Origin of the sequence: Mesorhizobium sp. M4A.F.Ca.ET.022.05.2.1, from assembly GCF_003998845.1 — a bacterium.
Classification (GTDB): domain Bacteria; phylum Pseudomonadota; class Alphaproteobacteria; order Rhizobiales; family Rhizobiaceae; genus Mesorhizobium.
In genome coordinates, this window is sequence record NZ_RZOJ01000183.1 from 1 (window position 1) to 11,054 (window position 11,054).

Sequence of the window (11,054 nt, forward strand, 5' to 3'; positions counted from 1 at the left end):
GGCTGCGAAACCGCGGCGTGCGCGAGCAGTCGGTGGTGATCGGCAAGGGTGCGCATTCACCGCTCTGCTATCCCGATGTGATCGGCAAGCAGCTCGCCCAGTCGCTCGACCGGCTGCAGACCGACCATGTCGACATCTATTTCATGCACCGCGACAATCCGGACGTGCCGGTCGGCGAATTCGTCGACGCCATGGACGCCGAGGTCAAGGCCGGCCGCATCCGCGGTCCGTTCGGCGGGTCGAACTGGACCATGGAGCGCATGGATGAGGCGATTGCCTATGCCGAGCGCACCGGCAAGCAGAAGCCCGGCGCGCTTTCCAACAATTTCTCGCTGGCTGAGATGCTGGAGCCGATCTGGGCCGGCTGCGTCACCTCGTCCACCGACGACTGGAAGGCCTGGCTGACGGCGCGGCAGATGCCGAACTTCGCCTGGTCGAGCCAGGGCCGTGGCTTCTTCACCGATCGCGCCGGCCGCGACAAGCATGATAGCGAGGAGCTGGTGCGCGTCTGGTATTCCGAGAAGAATTTCGGCCGCCGCGACCGCGCCATCGAGCTTGCCAACCGTCTCGGCAAGAGCCCGATCCATGTCGCGCTCGCCTATGTGCTGGCGCAGCCCTTCCCGTCAGTGCCGCTGATCGGCCCGCGCACGCTGGACGAGCTGGAGGACAGTCTCAGGGCGTTGGATATCAAGCTATCGCCGGAAGATGTCGCCTGGCTGGACAACGGGCCGGAGCGGCGCAGGGCGTAGGCTGCTTGGGGCGTTGAAAAGGAAGCGCAGCGTTCCTTCGCCCCTCGCGCCAGCATCTCAACAGTTTCACCGATCGATCCGCGTCGATAAAATAATCGACGACGACGTCCGCTCGACCCCATCCATCGCCCCGATCTGGTCGAGCAGCGTGTCGAGATCGCGGATCGACGGCGCATCGACGATGACGATCATGTCGAAATTGCCGCTCACCGAGTGCAGCGTCCTAACCGGCGGCAGCGCCTGCAGGCTGCGCACCACCTTGTCGGCGAGCTTCGGCGTCACGGTGAGCAGCACATGCGCCCGGACCAGCCCTTGCTCATAGTCGGGCGACAACCGCACGCCGTAGCCCGCAATGATGCCGCGGCGCTCCAGCCGCTCGATCCGGCTCTGCACCGTGGTGCGCGACACGCCGAGCTGGCGGGCGAGCTCGGCGGTCGAGGCGCGCGCGTTGGCGCGCAGCAGTGAAAGCAGGGCCTGTTCGGCATCGCTGATCATTTCGACGATCCTTGTCGGCATATTGTTAAAAGCGGCATTTCGTTTCGTACAATTTCACGCTTCCTTTCGACAGGCAAGCTGCGATGATTCCGGCCAGCTCAGGAGCAATTCCAGGAAAGGTGTGAAGCGGTTTCCGTCCGGAATTGCGTAACGCGAAATGGCAGGGGTATTGATCATGAAGAACATCGTTGTCGTCGGCGCCGGCAAGATCGGCTCGACCATCGCCGAGATGCTGGCCTCCACCGGCGACTATGGCGTGACGCTCGTCGACCGCTCGGCGGCGCAGCTTGCCGCGGCCGAACTCCCCGGGGGCGTCGAGACCATGGAACTCGACATCGCCGCGCCGGGCGTGCTCGAGGCAGCGCTTGCCGGCAAATTCGCGGTGCTGAGCGCCGCTCCCTTCCATCTCACCACGCGCATCGCCGAGGCGGCCGCCACTACCGGCGTGCACTATCTCGATCTCACCGAGGATGTCGTCAGCACAAGACGGGTGAAGGAGCTGGCGCGCGATGCCAGCAGCGCCTTCATTCCGCAATGCGGGCTGGCGCCGGGCTTCATCTCGATCGTCGCCAACGATCTCGCCAGCCGCTTCGACACGCTGGAGAGCGTGCGCATGCGGGTCGGCGCCCTGCCGCAATATCCGTCGAACGCGCTGAACTACAATCTGACCTGGAGCACCGACGGCGTCATCAACGAATATTGCGAGCCCTGCGAGGCGATCGTCGAGGGCGAGCTGATCGAGGTACCGCCGTTGGAGGAGCGCGAGGAGTTCTCGCTCGACGGCGTCACCTACGAGGCCTTCAACACCTCGGGCGGGCTGGGCACGCTGGCCGAGACGCTGAAGGGCAAGGTGCGCACGCTGAACTACCGCACCATCCGCTATCCCGGCCACGCCGCGATCATGAAGGCGCTGCTCAACGATCTCGGCCTGCGTCACCGTCGCGACGTGCTGAAGGACATTTTCGAAAGCGCCCTGCCGGCGACGCTGCAGGACGTCGTCATCGTCTTCGTCACCGTCTCGGGCCGCAAGAACGGCCGCCTACTGCAGGAAACCTACGCCAACAAGATCTACTCGAAGCGCGTCGGCACTCTGGTGCGCAGCGCCATCCAGATCACCACCGCCTCCGGCATCTGCGCCGTGCTCGACATGCTCGCCGACGGCACATTGCCGGCGAAAGGCTTCGTCCGCCAGGAGGACATCGCGCTCGACGCCTTCCTCGCCAACCGCTTCGGCCGCGCCTACGCCCAGCACGAGATGGAAAGCCGGCTGGCGGGGTGAGCTGGGTGATCTCCCCCCTTGAGGGGGAGATGTCGCCGAAGGCGACAGAGGGGGTCGTTTCGCGTGGAGCGCTAACCTCGATCTGTCGCAAGGGAGGTCGCGTCCGGTCGCACCGACCCCCTCTGGCCTGCCGGCCATCTCCCCCTCAAGGGGGGAGATAACACCTTTTCAAATATGCAGCGCCTGACCCAGCGCCTTGAGCGCTGCTTCCTGGAAACCTTCGCCCTGCGTCGGATGGGCGTGGATCGTGCCGGCGATGTCTTCCAGCCGCGCCCCCATTTCCAGCGCCAGGCCAAAGGCCGCCGACAGTTCCGACACGCCTTGCCCGACCGCCTGGATACCCAGCACCAGATGATTGTCGGCGCGGGCGACGACACGGACGAAACCATCCTCGCCTTGCTTGGTCATGGCGCGGCCGTTGGCGGCGAAGGGGAATAGCCCGATCTTGACCTCGCCGGCGAGCGCCTTCGCCTCGTCAGGTGACAGGCCGGCCGTGACCAGTTCCGGATCGGTGAAGCAGATGGCGGGTATTGCGCGCTTGTCCCAGCTTCTTTTGTGACCGGCGACGATCTCGGCCACCATCTCGCCCTGCGCCATCGCCCGGTGCGCCAGCATCGGCTCGCCGGTGACGTCGCCGATGGCGAAGATGCCGCGCATCGAGGTGCGGCACTGCTCGTCGACGCGGATGAATTTGCCGGCCATGTCGAGGTCGATCTGGTCCAGCCCCCAGCCTTCGGTGAGCGGCTTGCGCCCGACGGTGACGAGGATCTTGTCGGCGGCGACCTTGGCGTTCTTGCCGTCTGCCGTCTCGACCAGCAGCGAATCGCCCTTGCCGGCCTGTCCCTGGGTCGACACCCCCTTGGCCTTGGCGCCTGTCATCACCTCGATGCCGAGTTCGCCGAGCCGCTTCACCACCGGTCGGGTCAGTTCGGCGTCATATTGCGCCAGCACACGTGGCAAAGCCTCGACCACGGTGACCTTGGCGCCCATCTTCGCGAAGGCGATGCCGAGCTCCAGCCCGATATAGCCGCCGCCGACGACGGCGAGCTTCTTCGGCACCTCGCTCAGCGCCAGCGCGTCGGTGGACGAGATCACCGGGCCGCCGAACGGCAGAAACGGCAGTTCGACCGGCGCCGAACCGGTCGCGATCACCACCGTCTCGGCGCGGATCACCTGGGTGCCGGTCTCGGTCTCAACCTCGACGGTCTTGCCGTCGCGGAAAGTCGCCCAGCCCTGTACGGTCTTGACCCTGGCCTTCTTCAGCAGGCCGGCCACGCCGCTGTTCAGCCGGCTAACGATCCCGTCCTTCCAGGCGATTGCCTTGGCCAGATCAAGCATCGGCGCGGTGAGTGAAATGCCGAGCGGGCTCTTGCCGCCGGCCATGTGCGCCACCTTCTCGAACTCCTCCGCGGCGTGGATCAGCGCCTTGGACGGTATGCAGCCGACATTGAGGCAGGTGCCACCCGGCTTGCCGGCCTCGACGATCACCGTGTCGACGCCGAGCTGGCCGGCGCGGATGGCGCAGACATAGCCGCCGGGCCCGGCGCCGATGACGAGCAGCTTGCAGGAGATTTCTTTCATGTCGTGGTCCTTCGATCCGAGGGAACGTTCCGTCGCGATCCTTCGCGCCCCCCTCTGTCCTGCCGGACATCTCCCCCACGAGGGGGGAGATCAGCAGCTTCGTCGTTTCATTCATTCCTGCAACGGTGGAGATTGGCGAAGCCCGGCATGACATCCAATCTCCCCCCTTGTGGGGGAGATGCCTGGTAAGGCAGAGGGGGGCGCTGTCCCGCCGTCATCTCAATCGTCCCGCCCCGCTAATCCACGAAAATCAGCGCCGGCGTTTCCAGCAGCGCCTTGATGCGCTGCACGAACACCGCGGCATCCCAGCCGTCGATGACGCGATGGTCGAAGCTGGACGACAGGTTCATCATCTTGCGCGGGATGAACTGGGTGCCGTCCCACACCGGCCGCACCATCATCTTGTTGACGCCGACGATCGCCACCTCCGGATAGTTGATGACCGGCGTCGTCGCCACGCCGCCCATGGCGCCGAGCGAGGTGATGGTGATGGTCGAGCCTGACAGCTCGTCGCGGCTCGCCGTGCCCGACTTCGCCGACTCGGCCAGCCGGTTGACCTCAGCGCCGCATTCCCACAGGTCGCGCGCCTCGGCATGCTTGACCACCGGCACCACCAGCCCGGACGGCGTCTGCGCGGCGATGCCGATATGGACGCCGCCATGCTGGTGGATGATGCCGGCCTCGTCGTCGAAGATCGCGTTGATGCTCGGCTGGTCGGCGATCGCCTTGACCATCGCCCGCATCAGGAACGGCAGCAGCGTCAGCTTCGGCCGGTCCTGCCGCTTTTCCTTGTTCAGCGTCGCGCGCAACTCCTCCAGTGAAGTGACGTCGATCTCCTCGACATAGGTGATGTGCGGGATGCGCGATTTGGCGAGCGCCATCTTCTCGGCGATCTTGCGCCGCAGCCCGATAACCTTGATGTCCTCGACATTGTCCTTGCGAGCAAGACCGGAGGTTTTGGCGACCTGCGGCCCGCGCGCCAGGAACGCCTCGATATCCTCATGGCCGATGCGGCCGGCCGGGCCGGAACCCGCGACCTGCCTGAGGTCGATGCCGGCTTCCCTGGCGCGCAGCCGGACGGCGGGCGAGGCCAAAGGCTTCTCGCCTTCGGGATGCGGCGCGCCGGAAACCAAGTTCCGTGCCGCCCCATTTGCGGGAGCGGGCGCCGGCTTCGCTTTCGGCTCGGCGGCCTTTGACTGCGCCTTCGGGCTCGCCGGAGCGGCCTCGGGTTTCGGGGTTGGGAGCTTGGCTGGCGGTTCGGCCTTGATGGCCTCTTCCGCCGCATCGCTCTGCGGCTTCACATTGCCCTCGCCCGCAACCTTCAGCCGCACGATCGGCGAGCCGATCGCCACCGTGTCGCCGATCTCGGCGCCCAGCCACAGGATCTCGCCGTCGACCGGCGAGGGAATCTCGACGGTCGCCTTGTCGGTCATCACCGCGGCCAGCACCGTGTCCTCGCGCACCAGGTCGCCGACCTTCACATGCCATTCGACCAGCTCGGCCTCGGCGACGCCTTCACCGACATCCGGCAGCTTGATGACGTGCTCGCCCATGGTCAGGCCTCCCTTCAAGCTTCCAGCGTTTCGACGAGCGCGCGGCCGACCCTGGCCGGGCCGGGAAAGTAGTCCCACTCCTGCGCATGCGGATAGGGCGTGTCCCAGCCGGCGACGCGCACGACCGGCGCTTCCAGATGGTAGAAGCAGTGCTCCTGCACCAGCGCCGAGAGCTCGGCGCCGAAGCCCGAGGTCAGCGTCGCCTCGTGCACCACCACGCAGCGTCCGGTCTTCGTCACCGAGGCGACGATCGTGTCGAGATCGAGCGGCAGCAGCGTCCTCAGATCGATGATCTCGGCGTCTATGCCGGTCTCCGTGGCCGCCGCCTCGGCGACATAGACCATCGTGCCGTAGGCGAGCACCGTGATCGCGGCGCCCTGCCTGCGGATCGCCGCCTTGCCGAGCGGCACCGTGTAGTGGCCGTCGGCAACCTCGCCCAGATCATGCTTCGACCACGGCGTTACCGGACGGTCGTGGTGGCCGTCGAACGGACCGTTGTAGAGCCGCTTCGGCTCGAGGAAGATCACCGGATCGGGATCCTCGATCGCCGCGATCAGCAGCCCCTTGGCGTCGGCAGGGTTGGACGGCACGATGACCTTCAGGCCGGAGACGTGGGTGAACAGCGCTTCCGGGCTCTGGCTGTGCGTCTGGCCGCCGAAGATGCCGCCGCCGGTCGGCATGCGGACCACGATCGGACAGGTGAAGTCGCCGTTCGAGCGATAGCGCAGCCGCGCCGCCTCCGAAACGATCTGGTCGTAGGCCGGATAGACATAGTCGGCAAACTGCACCTCGACGCAGGGCTTCAGCCCATAGGCGGCCATGCCGATGGCGGCGCCGACGATGCCGGCTTCGCTGATCGGCGCATCGAAGCAGCGGCTCTTGCCGTATTTGGCCTGCAGGCCTTGCGTGCAGCGGAAGACGCCGCCGAAGAAGCCGACATCCTCGCCGAACACGACGACGCGTTCGTCGCGCCCCATCGACACGTCCATGGCGTCGCGGATCGCCTCGATCATGGTCCGTCTGGGCATGGTCAGACCCCCGCCTGCTGGCGCTGTCGCCTGAGATGCGGCGGCATCTCGGCATAGACGCCCTCGAACATGTCGCGCGTAGACGGCTTGCCGCCGGCGTGCAGCGTGCCGTGGCTCTCGGCCTCCTTTTGCGCGGCGATCACCGTCTCGAGGATTTCGGCTTCCGCCTGGGCATGGCGCTCGTCCGACCAGACGCCGCGCTGGATGAGATGGTTCTTCAGCCGCACGATCGGGTCGCCGAGCGGCCAGGCGTCGGACTCCGCCTTCGGTCGGTAGGCGGACGGATCGTCCGAGCTCGAATGTGCGCCGACCCGGTAGGTGACATATTCAACCAGCGTCGGCCCGAGATTGCGGCGCGCCCGCTCGATCGCCCATTTCGCCACCGCGTGGACGGCGAGATAGTCGTTGCCGTCGACGCGCAGCGAGGGGATGCCGAAGCCGAGGCCGCGCGCCGCGAAAGTGCCGGAGCCGCCGCGCGCAATGCCCTGGAAGGTCGAGATCGCCCACTGATTGTTGACGACATTGAGCACCACCGGTGCCTTGTAGGTCGAGGCGAACACGAGCGCTGCATGAAAATCGGACTCCGCCGTCGAGCCGTCGCCGATCCAGGCGGCGGCGATGTGCGAATCGTTGGAGATCGCCGAAGCCATCGCCCAGCCAACGGCCTGGATGTACTGCGTCGCTAGGTTGCCGGAGATGGAGAAGAAGCCGTGCTCCTTCGACGAATACATGATCGGCAACTGCCGGCCCTTCAGCGGATCGGCCTCGTTGGAATAGATCTGGTTCATCATCGTGACCATCGGGTAGCCGTCGGCGATGAGCAGCCCGGCCTGCCGGTAGGTCGGGAAGTTCATGTCGCCCTTGGCCAGCGCCTTGCGGAAGGCGCAGCTCACCGCCTCCTCGCCGAGATGCTGCATGTAGAAGGAGGTCTTGCCCTGGCGCTGCGCCATCTGCATGCGCGCGTCGAAGGTCCTGAGCGTCATCATATGGCGCAGGCCCTCGAGCAATTCCTGGTCGGAAAGCAGCCCGGCCCACGGCCCGACCGCCTCGCCGTCGCGGTTGAGCACGCGGATGATCGAGAACGCCATGTCGCGGATGGTGCGCGGATCGACGTCGATCTCCGGTCGCGGCGCCGATCCGGCCTTGGGGATGGTCACATTGGAGAAATCGGGCGTGCCACCCGGCCGCACCTCGGGCTCGGGAACATGGAACCGCAACATTCCAGCATCGGCCATGACCTACGTCCTCCAATGTTGCCGGTGCGATAGTTGCACATCCGCGCCGCTAATTCATCGGCCAGATGACGGGCCGTCCCCCGGCTTCTCGGCTGATCAAGGCCGATACGGCGCGCTGGCGACAAGATGCAGATATGACGGCGAAATTTCTTGTCGATGTTTTCGCCCGCCACGCAATTTGGCGAATGGCTGTGACCGGTCTGGCGCAAGAGCTTGAAATGCCCGGACCACGTAGGCGTTCGGGTAACTGTCGAGGCCAGTGCTGCCCCTCACCTGCCTGCCGGCATCCTTGTAACTTGTCCCGTGCCGACTCTGCTATTGCAGCAGGTGCGGTGGCGGACGAGAGACCGGAGCATCTTTGGGCCTTGAAGCCCGGGGGAGAGCGAGGGTCTTCGTCCGCCGTTCCATCGACCCCGAACAGTCGTCTGGGCCGCAAGCGAAGCCCGATTAGGCAAGGATGGGATAGGATGGAAATCGTTGTTGGCATCGACGTTTCGAAGGATCGGCTGGATGTGCATGTTTTGCCGTCCGGTGAAGCGTTTTCGGTTGGTAACGACCATGCCGGGGTGGAGGAGCTGGCTCGACGTCTTGCAGCCTTTTCTCCGACGGCAATCGGATTGGAGGCTACGGGAGGCTACGAGCAACTGGCGGTCGCCACTTTGGCGAGCGCCGGCCTTTCGGTTGTCGTGGTCAATCCAGCGCAGATCCGGGCCTATGCCAATGCGCTCGGCAAGCGGGCCAAGACCGATCCGATCGACGCTGCCGTCATCGCAGCCTTCATAGCTGCGACCAAGCCGGAACTGCGGCCGCTGCGCGATGCCGAGACCAGGACGTTGGCCGATCTCGTCACGCGCCGGCGCCAGATCGTGCAGATGATCGTGGCCGAAGAGAACCGCGCCCGCACGGTCAACGCAAGACAGGCGCAAAAGAGCATCAAGCGCCTGCTCGCCGCGCTCAGGCGTGAGTTGGAAAGCCTCGATGCCGACCTGGACGATCATATCCGCAAGTCGCCGCTCTGGCGGGTCCGGGAAAAACTGCTGTCCTCCGTGCCAGGCATCGGTCCCACCGTTGCCCGCACCATGATCGCCGAGATGCCGGAGTTGGGCAGCCTCGACCGGCGCCAGATCGCAGCGCTTGCAGGTCTCGCACCATGGACGAGGCAGTCCGGCACATGGCGTGGCAAGAGCTTCATCGGCGGCGGCAGGAGCCGCGTGCGCGCCGTCCTCTTCATGGCTGCCCTCGTCGCCATACGCCACAATCCGGTCCTCAAGGCCTTTCGCGACCGCCTCGTCGAGGTTGGCAAGCCGAAGATCGTCGCCGTCGTGGCCGTCATGCGAAAGCTGCTGACCATTCTCAACGCCATCATCCGCGACCAAAAACCATGGCAAACAGCTTGACAGCCAAGACAGTCGCTCTCCCCGTAAACGGGGAGAAGAGAGCTGGCCGCGCCCGCAGCGCAATTTTCTGCAACGTTTATGGTTGGCGAAATCGCCGGCGAAGGCATCTTTCTCCCCGTCACAATACGGGGAGAAATGCCCGGCAGGGCAATGAGGGGCAGCGCCGACCGATGATGTGACTAGCAGCCATCAATGCGATTTGCCTTGGCTGCCGCTCAATGCCTCGATGCGCTTCGCCAGCTCAGCCGCATCTCCCACTATCCGCAGCGTCTTCAGCCGCGCCGTGGCGCCGGCGACGACCGCGACGGCCGACGCCGGAACGCCCAGCGCCTTGCCGACCAGCCGTTCCAGCGCCTGGTTGGCGGCGCCGTTTTCCGGCACGGCGCGCACGCGGGCCTTGAGGTGGCTTCTTCCGTCGGCGGTAGTCTCGACGCCCTCTATCCGATCAAGCGCCGCCTTCGGCGTCAGCCGTACGAACAGATCGATGCCGTCGTTGCGGAGACGAAAGAAGAAAAAGGCGGTAGACCTCACATCGGACCGATGCCGAACATCGGCTGAACTGTGTAGTTCAAGAACACGCTGATAAATGTCAGTGCTAACAGCAAAATGATCGGCGAGATGTCGACACCTCCGAGATCGGGCAGAAAGCGGCGGATTGGCCGCAGCGCCGGCTCGGTCAACCGGTAGAGCATGGTGCCGATGGAGTTAACGAGCTGATTGCGCGAGTTGACGACGTTGAAGGCGTACAGCCAAGAGAAGATGGCCGCGCCGATTACGATCCACCAATAGATGCCTATTGCGGCATGCAGCGTATAAAAGACTGCGATCATCAGGTGCTCCTTGCGAACGGCCGACATGTAGCCATTGCAGGCGGAGCCGGCAAGAGCCGGCTTTCCGGCAGCGCCAATGGCGCCGCTCGTTTCGCCTTGACACGAAACCGTCGCGCCCGATAAATGCGCCATCCGCTGGACGGGGCTGTAGCTCAGCTGGGAGAGCGCATCGTTCGCAATGATGAGGTCAGGGGTTCGATCCCCCTCAGCTCCACCAGTGGGATTTCTCGAGCCCTTGACCCGAATGGATTTCGCAGCCGTTTCGCCTGCTCGGTTGCCGTTTCGGCATAGGCGAAACGAACCAAATCATTCGTAGGCAAATGTTTCCCGGTCGATGATTTCGGCAACAGCCCGCCGTTTTCCGTGCCATCCCCGCGAAACAGACCCGACGCATCTATCCCCGTTCCGACTGCGCGCAGCAGCCGTCCCAACGGAGGGAGCGCAATGTCAGTGCTTCCAATCCTTGTCCATTTTGGCCGCGCGATCATCGATGCGCACAACAATGCCAAAGGTCAGAAACCTGACGGACACCCTGCCGCCCCGTGCGCACCCCGAGGCCGCCAAGGAAGGTCCCGGCAAGCATGAGAGCCAAGGGCGACACGACACGCCGCCACGATGACATCGTTTGCCATCTAATCCCGCAAACTGAAGACAAAAGGCGCGGTGCGGGTGACGCGGGCGCCGAGTTCGGATGGTGGCGCCGGCACCGAGGCGCCCTGCAAGGCGCCGAGTGCCGCGCGGTCGAGGTCGGCGTCACCGGATGAGCGCGCCAGCCGGGCCGAGACCACCCGGCCGGAAGAATCGACCGTGAAGGTAACGTTTGGGCTGCCTTCGGCCCGCCGCGACCGTGCCGCGCTCGGATAGCGCGTATGCCGCCTGATCCAAGCCGCCAGGCTGGAATTCCAGC

General features: G+C 65.2%; 11 protein-coding genes and 1 tRNA gene. 4 read left to right on the forward strand and 8 right to left on the reverse strand.

Annotated features, from left to right (window positions below):
- The coding region (locus EN745_RS19700) for an aldo/keto reductase (protein ID WP_145992073.1) at positions 1 to 749 on the forward strand (749 nt) is incomplete at its 5' end.
- 66 nt (positions 750 to 815) lie between these two features.
- On the opposite strand, the gene EN745_RS19705 is transcribed toward EN745_RS19700, so the two are convergent.
- Positions 816 to 1,244 carry an Lrp/AsnC family transcriptional regulator gene (locus EN745_RS19705; RefSeq protein WP_126057340.1) on the reverse strand — a complete coding sequence of 143 codons (429 nt, stop codon included), beginning with the start codon at positions 1,242 to 1,244 and terminating at the stop codon, positions 816 to 818.
- Between the two features lie 175 nt (positions 1,245 to 1,419).
- Here EN745_RS19705 and EN745_RS19710 point away from each other — a divergent pair, with 175 nt between their 5' ends.
- The gene (locus EN745_RS19710; RefSeq protein WP_127422050.1) at positions 1,420 to 2,523 is read left to right on the forward strand and encodes a saccharopine dehydrogenase family protein; all 1,104 of its coding nucleotides are present in this window, start codon (positions 1,420 to 1,422) and stop codon (positions 2,521 to 2,523) included.
- A 168-nt stretch (positions 2,524 to 2,691) separates the two neighbouring features.
- Here EN745_RS19710 and lpdA read toward each other — a convergent pair whose 3' ends face one another.
- The 4 genes from lpdA to EN745_RS19730 form a co-directional block, all read right to left on the reverse strand.
- The gene (lpdA, locus tag EN745_RS19715; protein WP_126057338.1) at positions 2,692 to 4,104 is read right to left on the reverse strand and encodes a dihydrolipoyl dehydrogenase; all 1,413 of its coding nucleotides are present in this window, start codon (positions 4,102 to 4,104) and stop codon (positions 2,692 to 2,694) included.
- Positions 4,105 to 4,340: 236 nt separating this feature from the next.
- Positions 4,341 to 5,657: a dihydrolipoamide acetyltransferase family protein gene (locus tag EN745_RS19720; RefSeq protein WP_127422051.1), complete on the reverse strand. Its 1,317-nt coding sequence runs from the start codon at positions 5,655 to 5,657 to the stop codon at positions 4,341 to 4,343.
- A 14-nt stretch (positions 5,658 to 5,671) separates the two neighbouring features.
- On the reverse strand, positions 5,672 to 6,685 hold the full coding sequence (locus tag EN745_RS19725) for an alpha-ketoacid dehydrogenase subunit beta (RefSeq protein WP_126057336.1): 1,014 nt from the start codon (positions 6,683 to 6,685) through the stop codon (positions 5,672 to 5,674).
- Positions 6,686 to 6,687: 2 nt separating this feature from the next.
- Positions 6,688 to 7,920 carry a 3-methyl-2-oxobutanoate dehydrogenase (2-methylpropanoyl-transferring) subunit alpha gene (locus EN745_RS19730; RefSeq protein ID WP_127422052.1) on the reverse strand — a complete coding sequence of 411 codons (1,233 nt, stop codon included), beginning with the start codon at positions 7,918 to 7,920 and terminating at the stop codon, positions 6,688 to 6,690.
- Between the two features lie 467 nt (positions 7,921 to 8,387).
- Here EN745_RS19730 and EN745_RS19735 point away from each other — a divergent pair, with 467 nt between their 5' ends.
- Positions 8,388 to 9,317, forward strand: a complete 930-nt coding sequence (locus tag EN745_RS19735; protein ID WP_126057235.1) for an IS110 family transposase — start codon at positions 8,388 to 8,390, stop codon at positions 9,315 to 9,317.
- 189 nt (positions 9,318 to 9,506) lie between these two features.
- Here the strand turns inward: EN745_RS19735 and EN745_RS19740 are convergent, their stop codons facing one another.
- Together EN745_RS19740 and EN745_RS19745 are read right to left on the reverse strand one after the other, a co-directional pair.
- Positions 9,507 to 9,848, reverse strand: coding sequence for a DUF167 family protein (locus tag EN745_RS19740; RefSeq protein ID WP_127422053.1), 342 nt, complete (start codon positions 9,846 to 9,848; stop codon positions 9,507 to 9,509).
- Entirely contained in the window at positions 9,845 to 10,279 is a 435-nt protein-coding gene (locus EN745_RS19745; RefSeq protein WP_127422054.1) for a YggT family protein, read from the reverse strand. Before EN745_RS19745 ends, EN745_RS19740 begins: the two co-directional genes overlap by 4 nt.
- Before the next feature lie 9 nt (positions 10,280 to 10,288).
- Between EN745_RS19745 and EN745_RS19750 the strand changes: the two genes are divergently transcribed.
- Positions 10,289 to 10,364: transfer RNA gene (locus tag EN745_RS19750), tRNA-Ala, on the forward strand.
- Positions 10,365 to 10,779: 415 nt separating this feature from the next.
- Here EN745_RS19750 and EN745_RS19755 read toward each other — a convergent pair.
- Positions 10,780 to 11,054 (reverse strand): energy transducer TonB (locus EN745_RS19755; RefSeq protein WP_145992074.1); only part of this gene is annotated, 275 nt, incomplete at its 5' end.

Excerpts from the sequence above, each read along its gene's own strand:
- EN745_RS19705 (WP_126057340.1), bottom strand. The coding sequence starts at position 1,244 with ATGATCAGCGATGCCGAACAGGCCCTGCTTTCACTGCTGCGCGCCAAC.
- EN745_RS19710 (WP_127422050.1), top strand. The coding sequence starts at position 1,420 with ATGAAGAACATCGTTGTCGTCGGCGCCGGCAAGATCGGCTCGACCATC.
- lpdA (WP_126057338.1), bottom strand. The coding sequence starts at position 4,104 with ATGAAAGAAATCTCCTGCAAGCTGCTCGTCATCGGCGCCGGGCCCGGC.
- EN745_RS19720 (WP_127422051.1), bottom strand. The coding sequence starts at position 5,657 with ATGGGCGAGCACGTCATCAAGCTGCCGGATGTCGGTGAAGGCGTCGCC.
- EN745_RS19725 (WP_126057336.1), bottom strand. The coding sequence starts at position 6,685 with ATGCCCAGACGGACCATGATCGAGGCGATCCGCGACGCCATGGACGTG.
- EN745_RS19730 (WP_127422052.1), bottom strand. The coding sequence starts at position 7,920 with ATGGCCGATGCTGGAATGTTGCGGTTCCATGTTCCCGAGCCCGAGGTG.
- EN745_RS19735 (WP_126057235.1), top strand. The coding sequence starts at position 8,388 with ATGGAAATCGTTGTTGGCATCGACGTTTCGAAGGATCGGCTGGATGTG.
- EN745_RS19745 (WP_127422054.1), bottom strand. The coding sequence starts at position 10,279 with ATGGCGCATTTATCGGGCGCGACGGTTTCGTGTCAAGGCGAAACGAGC.